Genomic DNA, 17,602 nt, shown 5'->3' on the forward strand with positions numbered 1-17,602 from the left:
AGAACGGCGGAGGCGAACCCAAGCTCGCCCCCGCCGTACGATCACTTCGGATCAAGGCTCGCTCAGTAGTCGAAAGAGACCCGCAGCCCGATCGTGCGCGGACGGTTGGTTGAGATACGCGGACGGTCGTTGACGTAGTTGCCCGAAATCTGGGCGCGTTCGTCACCCAGATTGTCGGCGAATATCTCGAAGTTCCATCCGCTCTGCGTGCGTATGCCTGCAGCCAGATCGACGATGGTGTAGCTGTCGAGTTCCAGTTTGTTGATTTCGATCACGTCGGTGAACTTGTTCGCCGAGTGGGAAATCTGCGGCTGGATATATGCCTCGAGACTATCGCTGAGATCCCACTCGTAACGCACGCGCAGATTGCCCTGGAAGGACGGAGCGAATGCCAGATCGGAACCGACGATAACGTCGTCGGTCGGGATCAGAACTTCGGTAATCTCGGTATCGAGGATCGAGAACGCACCGGCAACCGTCAGCCCGGGAACGCTGTAGGGAGCGACCGTGAAATCGGCTTCGACACCGCGGATCTCTGCATTGGCCGCATTGGCCGAGAAGAAGAGGTTGGTGATCGAAGGATCGAAAATCGTGGTCTGGAGATTGCTAATATCCACGTAGAATGCACTGCCGTTGAAGCGCAGCTGCCCGTCGAGCAAATCCATTTTCCAACCGAGTTCGTAGTTCGCGACTTCGTCGGTCTGAAGCTCGAATGGCACCGTGAAGCCTGCGCCGTTCGTAGCGCCGCCCGGCCGGTTCAGCAGGCCGGGGCGGAAGCCTTCGGAATAGGTCGCGTAGAACAGGAGGTCTTCGGTCGGAGTGACGTTGACCGTCCCCTTGTAGATGACCCCCTCAGCCTTTGCTTCGTCCGGAGCGCGGACTGCGTTGAAGACCTGCTGCGCCTGCGATGCGGAGAGGCCTGCGGCCTGGATATCCGCGATGCTGTCACTCAGCGTGAACGTCTGCCGCAGGTCCGGGCTGCATGAGCCGATGAAAGTGAAGCTGCCATCTCCATCGTAGAGATCGGAGATGTTCGTGCCGAACGCGTTCTGATCTTCCGCGCTGAAGCTGTTGCAGAAGGACGCGTTCGCGCTGCCTTCGAAGTCTACGCGCACGTTGTAATAACGAATGCCACCCGTAACCGAGAGAAGGTCCGGCAAGATATCTACCGTGGTTTCACCGAAGATGCCGAATTGCTTATCTGTACGACGGATATCGTTGCGGAAGATCGTATCGGCCGGGAACGGTCCCGGATCGGTGTTGAAGCCGGGAAACGGGAAGTTCGGCTTGAATTCGCCGAACGGTGCGGCTGCGACATTGCCCGGATAGGCGAAGTCGTTGCGCTCTTCCAGTTCGAGATCCGAGAAGAACACGCCGCCGGTCGTGCGCACCGGCGCATCGGCATCGGTGCTGAAACGGAATTCGTTCGTGAACACCTTCGTGTTGCTGACCGAGCTTACGTAGAGGTTCGGCGGCTGGCACACGCCGCTGGGATCGTTGTCGCCTGGGTAGGTCACCGAACCGTCACAAATGTAGTACGGCAGGTACTGACCGACGAAGAGATAGTCGGTGTAGTCTACGCGCTGGTCCGTCGAGCGGTCGGTATAGGCACCGGTGTAGACCAGATCGAGCGTCGCCAGGCGACCTTCGATAGTCCAGCTGGTGTTCGAGAAATCATCCTCGAGGCGGTCTTCTTCGAAGCGCTGGATTTCCAGATCGTCGAGGCCGTCGAGTTCTGGATCGGCGAAAAACACGCCGTCGCTGTCGAGGCTCTGGCGCGAGTGGGCCACGGTTACTTTCCAGTCGGGCGTCACTTCCCACAGTGCGGTCGCGCGGAAACCGGCGTAGCGCGTGTCGTTGAAGTTTTCCTCGATCAGCGCCGCGTTGTCGGCCTTCAGGAAGGTAACATCGTCGAGATTGGCGTTGGCCTGGAAGCCTTCGCGCAGATCGCTGACCGGAACGCCGTTGGACCGTACCGTGCCAGCTTCACGGAACCGCGCACTCTCGCTGAGGTCGCGAATACCGATCCCATTGTCGATGTAGCCGCCCTGATCGTCATAGAACGCCACGCCGCGCACGGCGATCGTGTCGGTCAGCGGGACATTGAGCATCACCTCGGCCTTGTGGCTCATCTCGCCGCCCTTGGTGAAGGAAACGCCGCCCGCCGCACGAGCCGAGAAGCCGGCAAGGTCGGGCTTTGCCGTGATGAGGCGTACCACACCGGCCTGCGAACTCGCCCCAAACAGCGTCCCCTGCGGTCCGGACAGTACCTCGATCCGCTCGAGATCGGCGGCGTAGACATCGAGGTTGCGGCCGGGCTGAGCCAGCGGCTGCTCGTCGAGGTAGAGCGCAACGTTCGGCGCAAGTCCCGCAACGCCCGCGGTGGTCAGGTTCGGAGTGGTCGATGCGAGACCGCGAATATAGATCGTGCTCTGGCCGGGGCCGCTGCCGCCTGCCGTCACGGTGGGAAGCTGTTCGAGATAGTCCTCGAAAGTATCGATGTTCAGTTCATCGAGCGCCTCTGCGCCGATGGCGGAAACCGATACCGGAACGTCCTGAAGGTCTTCGCTGCGCTTCTGTGCCGTGACGATGATGACGTCCACGCCGCCAGTGCGCTGCTGAGCCGCGGGCCGGGCGTCCTGCGCCATGGCCGGCGCGGCCATGGCAATCGCCATCGCACCGGCAGATACGCCGCTTGCAAGTTTTTTCATGTCGGAATTGCCCCTTAGTTTCAATGCGAACCGAGATACGACCAATCCAAAATCGGGGTCGCGCTGAAATTCCTGCGAACCCAATAAATGGATCACGCAACAGATTGCGGTTAGCAACCGAACTCAGGAGCGAACACCGTCGACATCGCAAAAATACGGATTGAATACGGGGGTGTTGCAATTACCGCACACCCGAGACAGGGAGTCAAATACTAAGCAAATGAAGCGCAAGTAGATATGTATTTGTTCATCCATTGATGTTTTTTCATTTGTCTTGCCATTTCTACATTCAAGTAAGGGAAAGAATACTGAAATTTAGACTATCGAACGCCTCCAAAAACTGCAAAATCTACTTCCGCCTATTCGCTGGAGGGAAGCGCCGCACACCCTTCGCTAGTAGTCGGCACGCCGTGACGCTTGCGGATTAGGTCGAAGAAAATCGCCTTGAGGATGGCGATGGCCATAAGCGCGACGACAAAGGAGAACGGCAGAGCGCCGATTATCATCGTGATACGGATCGCATCGATACCTCCGAGTATCAGCATGCTGCCGACGACGAACGCGAGTGCGGCGCCCCAAAAGATGATGTGATGGCGGCGCTCGCCTTCGGTCTCGCCGGCGCCGTTGATCGTGTTCACAATCAGGATGGCGCTGTCTGCCGAGGTCACGAGATATGTCATGAGGAGTATGACTACCAAGCCCGAGACGATCGAAGCCATGGCTGGATCGAGCAGGACCGCCAGCGTCGCATAAAGCTGGTCGGACATGCCGGTTTCCAGAATCCGCCCGCCGGCTTGGCCGCTTAGTTCCAGATCGATCGCCGTACCGCCGACCAGGGTCATCCAGACGAAGCACATGAGCGAAGGCACAAGGATCACGCCGAACACGTATTCGCGTACTGTGCGCCCCCTGGAGATACGGGCAATGAACATCCCCACGAAGGGCGCGAAGGCTATCCACCACGCCCAGTAGAAGACGGACCAGTCGAGCTGCCACTGCACCAGGGCTTGGCTAACTTCGGTCTCGCCGCCCGGATAAAGGGTCAGTGAGGCAGGAATGAGGGTGCGTAGGTAATCGTAAATGCCGACGCCCAGCAATTCGAGGCCGAACAAGCCCGATCCGACAATCGCGAACAGCGCCAGCAACATGAATGATAGCGCCATGTTGAGGTTCGACAGCCATTTGATCCCGCGCCCTACGCCGGACAGGGCGCTGATAGTCGACGCGCCGACAAGCACCAGGAGCGCCACGATAACGGCAGCGGCCGACGACGATCCGTCGGCATCCAGCAGCCAGTCGCCCAGCCCGAGCCGCGCCAGTCCGGCGACGAACTGTTCGACGCCCAATCCCATGGTCACAGCCACGCCAAGGATGGTTGCAACGACAGCCACGACATCCACCAGGTGCCCTGCCGCGCCGGACAGGATTCGTCCGAACAGTGGAACCAGCGCAGAGCGGATCGTGAGCGGCAAACCACGCCGATAGGATACATAGGCAATGGAAAGGCCGACCAGAGCGTAGCACCCCCAGGCGGCAAAGCCCCAATGGAGGAAGGTATAGAGATATGCCGAGCGTACGGCCTCGGCCGTCTCTCCTGCCACCGCCCCGCGGATGATTTCGGGATTGTTCGAAAAATGCGCCATGGGCTCGCCCGTGGAATAGGTGAGCATGCCGATCCCGATCCCCGCGCCGAACAGCATGGCGAACCAGGAGAACCTGCCGAATTCGGGCTGCTCGTCGGCAGCCCCGATGCGCAGGCGTCCCGATTGGGGAATCACTGCCACTAGGAAGCAGACCGCGATAAGGGCTGCCACGAGATAGACATACCAGCCTGCGAAAGACGCGATGATCGTGGAGTTTGCCGCCGTCAGCGTTTCGTTCGCACTGACCGGGAAAAAGATTGCCCACATGATCAGCAGCGACACGATGATCTTCGATGGGATCGTTACCGCGCGGCTGAAACCGTCATAAAAGCCCCGTTCGGCCGTTCTGATAGGTAACTCGACAATCGGGGGCGCGATAGGTGCGTCGCTTTGTTGATCCATGATCCTGAGGGTGGCTCGCTTGACTGGCGCTAGGCGCTATGTGCTGTCGGTTCGCCCCGCATGGGCGGTCTGAATTCCGGCGGCAGCATAGGTAGGCAGCGCGACATTGCAAATTCGGATGCTGAAGAGGGACGCCACCTGCCCGAACAGAAAGCGGCGACGACACAATGAAGTGTCGCCGCCGCATCAGAATTAATCCAGAATTAGTCAGGCCAATGCGATGTGCCGCTTCATGTGGTGATCGACGTCGCCGAATTCGGAACTAAGAATGGTCAACCGCTTGAAATAGCTGCCGATAGCCAGCTCGTCGGTCATGCCCATGCCGCCGTGGATCTGGATCGCTTCCTGCCCGACGAAGCGCGCTGCCTGGCCGATGCGAACCTTCGCCGCGGAAGCCGTGCGCTTGCGCTCTTTCTCCGGCGCGTCGAGCTTGAGCGTCGCCAGATAGGTCATGGATACCGACTGCTCGTATTCGGTGAACATGTCGACCATGCGGTGCTGCAGAACCTGGAACTTGCCGATCGGAACGCCGAACTGCTTGCGCTGGCGCGAATAATCGACGGTCATGGCATGGGCCACTTTCATAGCGCCGCAAGCTTCGGCGCAAAGAGCCGCGACCGCTTCGTCTGCGACCTGCTCCACCAAGGGCAGCGCGCCGCCCTCTTCCCCGATCAGCGCATCTGCCGGAACCGAGACGTTTTCGAAATAGACTTCCGAGGCGCGGCGGCCGTCCACGGTAGGATAATCGCGCCGGACTACGCCCTCTGCATCGTTGGCGACGACGAATACCGAGACCCCGTCACGTTCGCGCTGTCCGCCGGCGGTGCGCGCCGTTACCACCAGGTGCGAAGCCCATGGCGCACCGACCACGACTGCCTTGTGGCCGTTGAGGACATAGCCATCGCCGTCCTTCTTCGCGGTGGTTTGCAGGTCGGCAAGATCGTAGCGGCCGCGCGGTTCGGCATAGGCAAAAGCGTAGACGCGGCTGCCGTCGACGATGCCGCCGATATGCTCTTCCTTCTGAGAATCCGTTCCCGCATGCTTGAGGAAGCCGCCTGCGCACACCACTGTCGGCAGGAACGGCTCGACCACCAGGCCTTTGCCGAACTCTTCCATCACGATCATCGCATCGACGGCGCCGCCGCCGAAGCCGCCGTCTTCTTCGGAAAAAGGCATGCCCAGAATTCCCAGCTCGGCCAGCTGAGCCCAGATTTCGGGACGCCAGCCGGCATCGCTTTCGACAGCGCTGCGCCGCGTTTCCCAATCGTATTGTTCGCGTACCAGCCTCGACAGCCCGTCGCGCACCATTTCCTGTTCTTCGGTGAAATTGAAGTCCACTGTGTCTCTCCGCGTGACGCCGCCAGCCTTACAGGCCGAGGATCATTTTCGTGATGATGTTGCGCTGGATTTCGTTCGACCCGCCGTAGATCGAGGTTTTGCGCATGTTGAAATAGGTCGCGGCAGAATGCTGCGCGTAGTCCGGACCGATGGGGTACTGGTTGGAGCCCGCATCCTCGATCTGACCGTACATCGGGGCACCGTAATTGCCGACCGCTTCAAGCGTAAGTTCGGTCAGGCGCTGCTGGATTTCGGTGCCCTTGATCTTGAGGATCGAGCTTTCCGGTCCCGGGCCCTTGCCCGCCTGCTCGCCCGCAAGGGTGCGCAATTCCGTGATTTCGAGAGCGGCGAGGTCGATTTCGAGCTGGCTGACCTTGCGCGCGAAATCCAGGTCTTCGATCAGCGGTTCGCCGTCCAGCAGTTCCTTACCGGCGATTTCGCGAAGCTTCTCGACGGCCCGCTTGGAGCGCGCAACGCCGGCTATGCCGCTGCGTTCATGGGCGAGCAGGAACTTGGCATAGGTCCAGCCCTTGTTCTCCTCGCCGACCAGGTTTTCGACCGGCACGCGTACATCCGTCAGCCAGGTCTCGTTGACCTCGTAGCCACCATCGATGAGCTTGATCGGACGGACTTCGACGCCGGGCGTCTTCATGTCGATCAGGATGAAGCTGATGCCTTCCTGCGGCTTCGCAGCGTCGGGATCGGTGCGGCAGAGGAAGAAGCCCCAGTCCGCATATTGCGCCAGCGTGGTCCAGGTCTTCTGCCCGTTGATGACGTAGTGATCGCCGTCACGCACGGCCGTGGTCTTGAGCGAGGCAAGGTCGGAACCCGCGCCCGGTTCGCTATAGCCCTGGCACCACCACACGTCCCCGCTGCGAATGCCGGGCAGGTGCCGTTCCTTCTGTTCCTCGCTGCCGAAAGTGTAGATCACCGGGCCGACCATGGAGACACCGAAGGGAAGCGGCATGAAAGCATTCACGCGAGCGTTTTCTTCGAGCCAGATATAGCGCTGCGTCGGCGTCCAGCCGGTGCCGCCATATTGTTCAGGCCAGGACGGAACCGACCAGCCCTTCTCGCCCAGGATCTTGTGCCACGCGACCATGTCTTCGGGCGACATGTCCTCGCGCATTCCGGCATCGCCGAGATGCTTGGGATAGTTTTCCTCGATGAAGGATCGCACCTCATCACGAAACGCCAGTTCTTCGGCGGTGAACTCAAGATTCATCGGACCAGTCTCCACGCGGGGTCATTGCAGGCATGGCTACCTGCCACGCGCAGCGCCTGGCCGAAAGCCCCCAGCGCAAAAATCCGCGCGTGCATGACAAAGCTGAGCTTGCAGGTGGGTGTGGTGACTGGCGGAGAGGGTGGGATTCGAACCCACGATACGGTTGCCCGTATACCGCATTTCGAGTGCGGCGCATTCGACCTCTCTGCCACCTCTCCGCATGTCGGGTGTGCCTGAAGGGCCCATCGGGCCTCGGTCGAAGCGAGGGGGCCATTAGCCGTGCAGGTTCGGCTTGCCAAGCCCTTTCGCATCAGAAAACGGGGGACGATGCGGCCGCGAGACTTGTTACCGGAGGCGCGCTTCCCATATCCTCCCGTGACATGGACAGGACTTTGTTTTTCTCCGCCCAGGCAGGTCGCACTCTCGAGGCGCCCCGCCGCATCAGGACACGCTTTGCAATCGGCGATGTCGTCAAACACAAGACCTTCGACTTTCGCGGCGTAATCTTCGACATCGACCCAGTCTTCGCCAATAGCGAAGAATGGTATTCGTCGATCCCCGAGGAAATCCGCCCGGACCGCAACCAGCCGTTCTACCACCTGCTCGCCGAGAGCGACGAGAGCGATTACGTTGCCTACGTCAGCCAGCAGAATCTGATTGGCGACGCGCTCACCGGACCGGTTTCGCATCCGGACGTTCACCAGTATTTCGAGCAGTTCGAGAACGGGCGCTACCGGATGCGCCGCAAACTCACCCACTAGGCCGGCGGTCACAAACCCCGCGTCGTTTGTCCGCTTGCGCCACACACGCAAGCCCGCTAGAGGCGCGCCTTCTTGACGCGGCTACTGCCTAGCAAGGGCATGGCCACCAGATCGAGAATGCGGAGCAGTGGCCGAGTGGTCGAAGGCGCACGCCTGGAAAGTGTGTATACGGTAACCCCGTATCGAGGGTTCGAATCCCTCCTGCTCCGCCATTTCCCATCCTTCGAAGCGACCTTGATCGACCGACAGCGACGCGATGCGTCGTGCGCGTGGTAATCCCAGCATTGATATAAATCTTCTCCACTTGCGCAAACTGACCCTGTTTGCTGATTAGAGCGCGCGTTCCCAGCGGACGGCGCGCTCGGAGCGAGGAGGATTGCACCATGGCCAGCAAAGCGGACAGGCTTCCCGTCATTATCGGCGTCGGCCAGGTGGTTGATCGTTGGGACGGGAGCGATCCGTCGCAGGCCCCACACCCGGTGGAGATGATCCGCGCCGCTATCTCACGAGCTTTAGGTGATACCGGCAGCGAGGTCATCGCCGATGCCGTCGATCTCGCCCTGTTCATCCGCACGTTCCCGGATTCGCTGGGCCAGCCCGTCACACCCTTCGGTACGATCAAGAATCTGCCACGAGCCGTCTTGCAGGGCACGGAACTTTCGCCGGAAAGGGCGATCTATTCCGTAGTCGGGGGCGACCAGCCTCAGGCAATGGTGAACGAGCTATCTGCCAGCCTGTTTGCAGGGGAATGTGAGGTCGCACTCATCGCCGGAGGCGAGGTGACGGGGGCGATGAAAGCAGCGATGAGGGCTGGCCACGCCCTCGACTGGAGCGACGATACCGACGGTCCGGTCGAGGACAGAGGCAAGGGAGAGCCCCTCCTTTCGCGCTACGAATTCACGAACGGTCTCGGCATGCCGCCTCAGAACTATGCCGCACAGGAACAGGCCTGGCGTGCGCGAAAAGGTTTTTCGACAGAGGAATGGCGGAAAAATGCGAGCAGGCTTTTCGCGCGCTTCTCGGAAATTGCCGCAGCCAATCCCTACGCGCAGTTCCCGCAGGCCCTGAGCGAGGAATTTCTCTCGACACCCTCTAAAGCCAATTACCCGATGTGCGACCCATTGCTGAAATGGCATGTTGCACAGGATGCCGTGAACCAGTCTGCCGCCCTTGTCCTGACCACGGCCGGAAAGGCACGCGAACTGGGCGTGGCGGAAGACAAATGGGTGTATCTGCATGGCCACGCCGATGTGAAAGACGCGCTGATGACCCAGCGACCGGACCTGTCCCATTCCGATGCCATCAGGCTGGCACTGGAAACCGCACTCGACGCTTCGGACCTTTCCGCAGACAGGATTGCCCACTTCGATCTCTACAGCTGCTTTCCCATCGTTCCTATACTGGCGGCAGAGTACCTGGGCGTTGATCCAATCGACAGAGACCTGACGGTCACCGGAGGACTGCCGTTCTTCGGCGGGCCGGGAAACAATTATTCCACGCATGCGATCGCCAGCATGGTCGAACGATTGCGTGCAGATCGCGGAAGCTATGGACTCGTCCTCGCCAATGGCGGTTTCACAAGCAAGGAATCGGTCGGGGTCTATTCGACGAGCGCTCCGAATGAATGGGAACCGCTATCCAGCGATGCGTGCCACCAGGCGATCGAGAGCAGGCCCGAGGTCATACTATTGGACGAAGACTGCGAAGCCGAGGTCGAAGCCTTCACGCTGATCCACGGCAGGGATGGTCCGGCCTCCGCTTTCATCATCGCCCGGAACGCTCGAGGCCGGGTCGTAGCGCGGGTCGATCTTGCCGAGGTTGGCGCGGACAGGTTCGAGACGCTTTCGGAAGACCTGGTCGGACGAACCGTTTCCATCGCCCATCGCGACGGGGTCAACTTCGCCACTCTGTAATTCTTCAGCCCGACTTTTTTGCGACGAACCGTTGGAACCCGATCGCGGGACCGCCGTTCCTCCCATACCACCCCCCAAGTCGCGATGGTGCGCGGAATTGCATTCCCTGCGACCATTGCTTCAGAGCCCCTTTTCGCCCCTCAAAACGTGCGAAAAGGGGCTTTTTGTTTGTCGGCTTGCGTGGCAGGCTTCCGCCCCATGACCAAACCCTTGATTTCGCTCACAGCAGCGCTCGCCATTTCCATTTCATTTGCCTCTCCGCTCGCAGCGCAGGACCAGCCTGCCGGAGCGCCTTCGCCGAATGAGATCGTCGGGGGCGCCGAGGCCGAAGAGTGGGTTGCGATACCCGCTGAGGACCTTCTGGTGATGACCCTGGCGCCGGCCTCAGACGGGACAGAACGAGAGGTTGTAATCCAGCTCATGTCGGCTCCGTTCAGCCAAGGCTGGGTGGAAAACATTCGCACTCTCGCCCGCACAGGTTGGTACGACGACATCACCGTAAACCGCGTGCAGGACAATTATGTCGTGCAATGGGGCGACCTCAATTACGATAACCCGGAAGCCGATGGCGATCCGAAGTTGCTGCCCGCGGGGCTTCAAGTGATGGCCGAGAGCGACTACAGCGTAGACGGACGAATTCTTTCACAACTGACCGTCTCGAACCTTGTCGCGAAGGCCGAATTCCAGCCCGGAGAAGATTGGATCGCGCCTGAGGAATCGGAACTGGGCGACGAGTATTCCGATCTGGTCGGCTTTCATCGCGGATGGCCGGTAGCTTCGACGTTTAGCGAGTACGGCGCGGAAACTTGGCCGATCCACTGCTACGGCATGGTCGGTGTCGGCCGCAATTATTCGCCGGACACCGGGTCGGGTGCCGAACTTTACACCGTGATCGGCCATGCCCCGCGCCATCTCGATCGCAACATCGCGCTTGTCGGTCGCATGGTAGAAGGCATGGAGCATCTCTCATCGCTACCGCGCGGAACCGGCGCGCTGGGCTTCTACACCGAAGAAGAGGCCGATAAACGCACGCCCATTCTTGCCGTGCGAATGGCAAGCGACCTGCCTGCCGACGAACGTCCGAATTTCGAGTACCTGTCCAGCGAGGGGGAGACCTTCGCCAGATATGTCGCAGCGCGCGCCAATCGCCGCGATCCGTTCTTCATAACTCCGGCGGGCGGTGCGGACATCTGCAATATCCCCGTGCCCATCCGCCGCGCGGGCGAGTGAGCGAAACCCTATCCTGCACCCTCCCCTTGCGCCAATGGCGCGGGGAGCGCGGGAGCTATCATCTCGTGACGCTAACCGGAGAAGACGCACAATCCATCGCCATGCACGAGACGCTGTTGCGCCTGGAATTCGGCAGCCGTCGCGGTTTCGGGTCCGTAAAGGTCACGGCCCGAATTGGCGGAACCCGTTGGAAGACTTCGGTGTTTCCCCAGAACCGGAAGTCGGAATGGGTGCTGCTTGTGTCGAAGAAGGTGATGAAGCGGGAAAACCTTATCGAGGGCGATGAGCTCACTGTGGAACTCGAGCTCCAGTGAGCCGGAGCCAGCACCATAAGCGCCTGGCATGGCTCACCGCGGGCGGGCTCGGCATCGCGCTGGTTGCGGTGATCGTGGACGTTGCGCTGCCGCCGGGCGAGACCCTGTGGCACATGGTGGCCGCGCCCGAAGAGGACGGAGGGTGGAAATTCGTCGAGATCGACGGGGTGGACGTGAGCGATGGCGGTTATTCTCTGGGCGTCCGCTGGGGCGAGATTTCAGGATTTCACGACGGGTGCAATTCGTGCGGTTTCGAAGATCTGGATCAACCGCGCGGCGCTTTGGAGCGGAGCATGATCTGCACACTGCAGGCGTGTGAGGAAAAACCGAACGACGTATTGTTCGCGCGCTTTGCCTTTGGATCTCCGGAAATGCAGGTCGAAAACGATCGCCTGATCCTGACCCTGCCCGGCCATCGCGCCGTGCTGGTCCGTCCGCCCGCGCGCTAGAGCTTTTCCATCAGTTCTATGCGGTTGCCGAAGGGGTCTTCAATATCCCCGCGCCGGTAACCTTCCAGTTCCTTGCCCGGCTTGAACTTGATCCCGGCCGCCTGAAGCTTGGCGACCAGGGCGCCGAGATTTTCCACCAGCAGGGCAGGATGCGCACGCCGCGCCGGAAGGAAGGCATCTTCGACACCGCAATGGATCGAGATACCTTCGCCCTCGAACCAGCAGCCGCCATTGACTGCCAGGTGGCCAGGTTTCGCCACTTCTTCCAGTCCCATCAGATCGCCCCAGAATTTGCGGGCGTGGACTTCGCCGCCATGGGGCATGGCGAGCTGGACGTGATCGATACCGGTCAGCAAGCTCATGCGCGCTCTGCCTGTGCAACCGAATCGCTCGCGCGCAAGGCACTCAATATCCGCGTGAGGTGGGCGAGATCCTGCACTTCCAGATCGACTTCATAAGTCGTGAACGGATGGTCGAGCTGCACCTGCTCAAGGCTTTTCACGTTCACCACATTCTTGGCAAAAATACCCGCCATCTCGGCCAATGTACCCGGACGGTCGTACAAGGTCACCCGGAGGCGGCCCACAGCACCTCGGGAGCGTTTGCCCCACGACAGGTCAAGCCAATCGGTGTCGATCCCGCTCGCCAGCTCATGACAGTCGATGGCGTGCACCTCGACGCCTTCGTTGGGCTTGCGAATGCCGACGATGCGGTCGCCCGGCACTGGGTGACAGCATTCGGCGAGCTTGTAGCCGACGCCCGGAGTGAGTCCCCGGATAGACAACGACTTGCCGCTGCGCAGCCATTCGGCATCGTCATCGGCCAGCCCTTCCGTACTGCCCGGAACCAGCGCCTCCATGACCTCGCGATCGGCGATCTTGGCCGAGCCGATCGCGTAATAGAGGTCGTCTTCCTCCTCCATATCGAGACGCGCGAGCGCTGCACGCAGGGCCTTCTTGCCGATCTTTGCCGGCACGCGGGAGGCGATCTCGTCATAGAGTTTCTGACCGATATCGGCGACTTCGGCGCGTTCCTTCAGGCGAACGGCACGGCGGATCGCAGCGCGCGCCTTGCCCGTCACGACGAAACCGAGCCAGCTCATCTGCGGCTCCGCGTTCTTACCCTTCAGGATTTCGACCACATCGCCATTATTAAGCTGAGTGCGCAGCGGCATGTGGCGGCCGTTGATTTTTGCGCCCACTGTTTGCGCGCCGAGATCCGTATGGACGGCGAATGCGAAATCGACCGCCGTCGAACCCTTGGGCAGCTGGAACAATGCGCCCTTCGGGGTGAAGGCGAAAATACGATCCTGGTAGATCGCCATTCGCGTGTGCTCGAGCAGCTCTTCGGGATCGTGGCTGGCATCTACGATCTCGATCAGGTCGCGCAGCCAGCCGACCTGGCCGTCAGGCTTGTCGCCCTGCTTGTAGGCCCAGTGCGCGGCTAGACCGAATTCGTTGGTCTGGTGCATTTCTCGCGTGCGGATCTGCACTTCCACGCGCATCGACTTGCCATAGATTAGCGAGGTATGGAGACTGCGATAACCGTTGGTCTTCGGCGTAGAAATGTAATCTTTGAAGCGGCCCGGGAGGAACTGCCACGTCGTGTGCAATACCCCCATCGCACGGTAGCAGTCGGCCACATTGTCCGTGATGATGCGGAAGGCCATGATGTCAGTGACCTGTTCGAAGGACACGTGGCGTTCGGCCATCTTGCGCCAGATCGAGTAAGGATGCTTTTCGCGGCCCGAAACCTCCACCGTCAGGCCTGCCTCCGCCAGCGCGTGCTTCATGTCGAGCGCAATTGCATCGACCTGTCCGCCGTCCTCCTTCCTGATCTGGTCGAGCCGTTGGGTGATCGTTTCGTAGGCTTCCGGTTCGAGTTGTTCGAACGCCAGCATCTGCATTTCGCGCATGTATTCGTACATGCCGACCCGCTCTGCGAGCGGCGCGTAGATATCCATCGTCTCGCGCGCGATGCGCTGGCGCTTTTCCGGCTTCTTGATGAAGTGCAGGGTGCGCATGTTGTGCAGCCGGTCGCCCAGCTTGACGAGCAAAACACGAATATCCTCGCTCATGGCGAGCAGGAACTTGCGCAGGTTTTCGGCAGCCCTCTCATTTTCGGGCATCTGCTCGATCTTGGAAAGCTTGGTTACACCGTCGACCAGCCGCGCAACGTCGCCGCCGAAATTCGCCTCGATATCGTCGATCGTGGCGAGCGTATCCTCCACCGTATCGTGCAGCAGCGCGGTTGCGATAGTTTCCTGGTCAAGCTGCAGGTCGGTCATCAAACCTGCGACTTCGACCGGGTGGCTGAAGTACGGATCGCCGCTCGCCCGGGTCTGTGTGCCATGCTTCTGCACGGTATAGACATAGGCGCGGTTGAGCATCGCCTCGTCGGCGTCGGGGTCGTATTCCTTGACCCGTTCAACAAGTTCGTACTGTCGCAGCATCTCGGCTCACACGATGTGGCGAAAGCCTGCTGCAATGCAACGCAAAAATCCTACAGACGGGGTTCGAGTGCCTCGATGAAGGGTGCGGGCTGGTCCAGCCGGAAGGCGATCCTTCGTACCTCGCGCGATTTCCCGAACAGGCCGGCATGCCGGATGGGCGTTCGCAGGCGCATGATGATATTGGGATGCGAGTACAGCGCAGCGTTGAGGACATCCGCACGATCTGCCTCGGCCTTGGTAATCGAAGCTTCCAACTCTTCGATTGCATCGATCGGGACACGCAGGTCGATCAGCAATCCTGCGCGGACATGCACGCAATCCCCGTCCAGCAAGATCGGATAGAGCCGGAATCCCTTCATCAGCGCGATGAGGAACAGCGCGCCCCAGATGCCGAGCGCAAGCAGCACGAGCGCCGCAAGACGGCTCCAGTGACTGACGAGAAGATCGACGACGACGATCTCGATCAGTTGCAGGACGAGGAAAGCCGCGATCATCGGGTTAATCACGCGGTGATAGGCAAAGCCTTGCGCGCCTTCGGGCACATGCGGCCGCGCGCCCCACTTGAAGAGTGCCAGGCGTATCATGCTGCTTTCGAACATTGCGAAACGGACGAGATTGGCTGGCAATACCTGGCACGCCGCCAATTCGGCGGATCCGGTGCGACGATAAGTGCGCAGCGCATCGGCAGCGCTCCACCCGAGGTAAGCGATCACCGTCAGCGCCATCGCGAGCACGATCGCCCGCATGTCGAGCAAAGCCTCCCGCACCGGGCCTGCGGCAGCCACTGTCGCGACGATGCAGCCTGCTGCGATCGTGCCCAAGAGGACCCTCAGCCCGGGACGGTTCTTGGGGGCCCTGGCAATCGCGGCCAAGGTCAGCGCATCGGCGGCAATCCACAGAAACAACAGTGCTGCGGTGCGCGGATGGCGCGCGGCGAGATCGCTATGGGTAGCAAGGCGAGCAGCGAGAATGGCCAGCAGCGGAGCGAGCAGGATCGCGATCGGGGCAAGACGGGCGGAAAGGCTTGCGGTCATTGCGCTTCTCCCTGTTACCCGCTGCCTAATCGTTGTTGATGGTCCGCTCAATGGCGTTGGCTGCACCGCCGCGTGCAGCGGATGCAATCAGTCCGCTGCCATTACCCGGTCCACTCCCGCACGTGTCACCGCGTGATAGGTGTCGTGGGTCTTTGCATAGATGCGCTGCGCGATAGGCCGCCCCCAATCGCCCTGGTCCCAGAGAACGCCGAAAAGCGGGCGAACGAACTTGGCGCGCCCGACCCGGGCAAGGAATTCTTCTGCAAGGGGCACGGCAGGCGCGTATCGGTTTTCCAGCGCCATCTCGAGCCAGAGGAAAAGGATTTCGTTATTGCCCGTATCCGACAGGCCGAGGCTGGCATCCAGCTCTGCAAGCTGCTCGGCAGAGAGCGTAGCAGGCAAATTGTCGAGGAAGCGCATTTGCTCGGCTGCGGTCCAGTTCGGATAGGCGGTCGGGATCGTCCGTCTATCGGCATAGGCTGCCACGGCCGCGTCAACCTCGGCGAATGCTGCCGGATCGGGTTTCGCCACATTCGACGGCAGGCCTGGGGCAAAGATCCAGTCTCGGAGCATCAGCGCCTGTGCCTCTGCCTCGGACGCTACGAGGTTCTGCATCATGTCTTCGTAGAACATCTCGCTTGTGGCGGGTTGGAAAGCATGGTTGTCGAACCATTGGCGCAGCCACGCATCGAAGCGCTCGCGCCCGACAATGCGCTCGACCGTCCGCAGGAAGAATGCGCCTTTGTCATAGGCGATCGCGCTGCCCAGCTCGTACCCGCCATCGGTGCTGAGAGCCGTGCCAGGAGCGTCATTGCCGACCTCGCCCAGTACCTCCTGTATGTTGGCGTACATCAGCGCAGCCTCCTGCTCGGCCCGCTTCTTGCCGTACACTGCCTCGACGATGCGGTTCTCGAAATAGGTGGTGACACCTTCGTTCAGCCAGCTGTCGCCCCAGACCGCATTGGTCACGAGATTACCTGACCAGCTATGGGCCAGTTCGTGTGCAACGAGACCGTTGTTCGAGCGGTCGCCCGCGATGAAGGTCGGGGTGAGAAAGGTCATTACCGGGTTTTCCATACCCCCGTAAGGGAAGGCAGGCGGCAGGACGATCATGTCGTAGCGGCCCCAGCGATACTCGCCGTACAGCTCTTCCGCAGCGACGACCATTTCCTCGGTGTCGCCGACTTCGGCGTGGGCGCGCGGCAGGACCGTAGGCTCTGCCCAGACGCCCGTACGCGGTCCGATCGCACGAAAGTCGATGTCCCCTGCCGCAATCGCGATGAGGTAGGGCGGTACCGGTTTGTCCATTATGAAGCGGAATGCACGGCGGCCATCGCCCAAGTCTTCCGGTTCGCCCTGCGCCACCCCGCTCATCACCACGTCGAGCGGCTTGGGCGCGATGATCCGGGCTTCCCAGGTTTGGCGGATACCGGGGCTGTCCTGCGTCGGGATCCAGGTGCGATTGAGGATCGCCTGGCCCTGGCTGAAGAGGAAAGGATACTCACCGCCGGCGGTTTGTTCGGGCGAAAGCCATTGGAGCGCCTCGGCATCCGCAGGTGCCATGTAATGGATGCGAACGTTGCGTACGCCGTTGAGCATCACGATCAGCGGAGCGCCCTTGCCTCCTTCTTCGACCTGCTCACCGATTTCAAATGTCAGGTCGCGGCCAACGTGATCCGTAACGCGCGAGATTTCGAGACCGTTGGTGTCGAGCACCAATCTTTCCTCACCGGGATCGGCAAGGATGCGAAGATCTGCGGTTCCACCGACGCGCTTCGCCGCGAAATCGAGCGCGAGATCGAGCGCAACATGCGTAACGCGAGCCTTTTCGGGCTCTGCATAGGTGAGATTGTCCTGCGCCTCCGGCGTGGTGAGGATTGGTGCCACCATCGGCTCCGTGACGATCGGCATGCCGTCATGCACTTCCATCGTGGTGCAGGCCGAAGTGGCGAGAAGGATGGCGATGCCGGATGCAAGGCGTTGCATGGTTGTCTCTCCGAAGAAGGTGCGCCCGCTTGGGTTTGGGCGTGTATTTCAAATCCTTGCGCCCTATCCACGATCCCGGCACAGCTTTCCACCCCGCGCACTGAATTCGTAAGCACGGGGCTCGCAAAAGGCACTCAATCGCGT

At 60.8% G+C, this 17,602-nt stretch carries 13 protein-coding genes and 2 tRNA genes; 6 read left to right on the forward strand and 9 right to left on the reverse strand.

What is annotated here, in order from left to right:
* Positions 1-62: 62 nt before the first annotated feature.
* The 5 genes from K3179_RS03185 to K3179_RS03205 all read right to left on the reverse strand — a co-directional run bounded on the left by K3179_RS03185 (position 63) and on the right by K3179_RS03205 (position 7,537).
* Positions 63-2,711 carry a TonB-dependent receptor gene (locus tag K3179_RS03185; protein WP_221562434.1) on the reverse strand — a complete coding sequence of 883 codons (2,649 nt, stop codon included), beginning with the start codon at positions 2,709-2,711 and terminating at the stop codon, positions 63-65.
* A gap of 359 nt (positions 2,712-3,070) precedes the next feature.
* Positions 3,071-4,756, reverse strand: coding sequence for a BCCT family transporter (locus tag K3179_RS03190; protein ID WP_221562435.1), 1,686 nt, complete (start codon positions 4,754-4,756; stop codon positions 3,071-3,073).
* Between the two features lie 207 nt (positions 4,757-4,963).
* Complete coding sequence (locus K3179_RS03195; RefSeq protein WP_221562436.1) at positions 4,964-6,094, reverse strand: acyl-CoA dehydrogenase family protein; 1,131 nt, start codon at positions 6,092-6,094, stop codon at positions 4,964-4,966.
* A 28-nt stretch (positions 6,095-6,122) separates the two neighbouring features.
* The gene (locus K3179_RS03200; protein ID WP_160594196.1) at positions 6,123-7,319 is read right to left on the reverse strand and encodes an acyl-CoA dehydrogenase family protein; all 1,197 of its coding nucleotides are present in this window, start codon (positions 7,317-7,319) and stop codon (positions 6,123-6,125) included.
* 128 nt (positions 7,320-7,447) lie between these two features.
* Positions 7,448-7,537 (reverse strand) — tRNA-Ser (locus tag K3179_RS03205).
* Between the two features lie 162 nt (positions 7,538-7,699).
* On the opposite strand from K3179_RS03205, the gene hspQ reads away from it, so the two are divergent.
* The 6 genes from hspQ (at position 7,700) to K3179_RS03235 (ending at position 11,986) form a co-directional block, all read left to right on the forward strand.
* Positions 7,700-8,080, forward strand: a complete 381-nt coding sequence (gene hspQ, locus K3179_RS03210; RefSeq protein WP_221562437.1) for a heat shock protein HspQ — start codon at positions 7,700-7,702, stop codon at positions 8,078-8,080.
* Positions 8,081-8,201: 121 nt separating this feature from the next.
* Positions 8,202-8,292: transfer RNA gene (locus tag K3179_RS03215), tRNA-Ser, on the forward strand.
* A 171-nt stretch (positions 8,293-8,463) separates the two neighbouring features.
* Positions 8,464-9,993 (forward strand): hypothetical protein, encoded by a 1,530-nt coding sequence (locus tag K3179_RS03220; protein ID WP_221562438.1) that lies wholly within the window; start codon positions 8,464-8,466, stop codon positions 9,991-9,993.
* A gap of 198 nt (positions 9,994-10,191) precedes the next feature.
* Positions 10,192-11,223 carry a peptidylprolyl isomerase gene (locus K3179_RS03225; RefSeq protein WP_221562439.1) on the forward strand — a complete coding sequence of 344 codons (1,032 nt, stop codon included), beginning with the start codon at positions 10,192-10,194 and terminating at the stop codon, positions 11,221-11,223.
* Positions 11,220-11,537, forward strand: coding sequence for a DUF1905 domain-containing protein (locus K3179_RS03230; protein WP_221562440.1), 318 nt, complete (start codon positions 11,220-11,222; stop codon positions 11,535-11,537). The genes K3179_RS03225 and K3179_RS03230 overlap by 4 nt, the downstream gene beginning before the upstream one ends.
* Entirely contained in the window at positions 11,534-11,986 is a 453-nt protein-coding gene (locus K3179_RS03235; protein ID WP_221562441.1) for an META domain-containing protein, read from the forward strand. Before K3179_RS03230 ends, K3179_RS03235 begins: the two co-directional genes overlap by 4 nt.
* Here K3179_RS03235 and K3179_RS03240 read toward each other — a convergent pair.
* The 4 genes from K3179_RS03240 to K3179_RS03255 all read right to left on the reverse strand — a co-directional run bounded on the left by K3179_RS03240 (position 11,983) and on the right by K3179_RS03255 (position 17,458).
* Complete coding sequence (locus K3179_RS03240; RefSeq protein WP_221562442.1) at positions 11,983-12,348, reverse strand: VOC family protein; 366 nt, start codon at positions 12,346-12,348, stop codon at positions 11,983-11,985. The two genes, K3179_RS03235 and K3179_RS03240, sit on opposite strands and share 4 nt — an antisense overlap.
* Complete coding sequence (locus tag K3179_RS03245; RefSeq protein ID WP_221562443.1) at positions 12,345-14,438, reverse strand: RelA/SpoT family protein; 2,094 nt, start codon at positions 14,436-14,438, stop codon at positions 12,345-12,347. Before K3179_RS03245 ends, K3179_RS03240 begins: the two co-directional genes overlap by 4 nt.
* A 50-nt stretch (positions 14,439-14,488) precedes the next feature.
* Positions 14,489-15,472 (reverse strand): hypothetical protein, encoded by a 984-nt coding sequence (locus K3179_RS03250; RefSeq protein WP_221562444.1) that lies wholly within the window; start codon positions 15,470-15,472, stop codon positions 14,489-14,491.
* Between the two features lie 87 nt (positions 15,473-15,559).
* Positions 15,560-17,458 (reverse strand): M1 family metallopeptidase, encoded by a 1,899-nt coding sequence (locus K3179_RS03255; RefSeq protein WP_221562445.1) that lies wholly within the window; start codon positions 17,456-17,458, stop codon positions 15,560-15,562.
* Positions 17,459-17,602 lie beyond the last annotated feature (144 nt).

This window comes from Qipengyuania intermedia (genome assembly GCF_019711615.1).
GTDB classification, from domain to species: Bacteria; Pseudomonadota; Alphaproteobacteria; order Sphingomonadales; family Sphingomonadaceae; genus Qipengyuania; species Qipengyuania intermedia.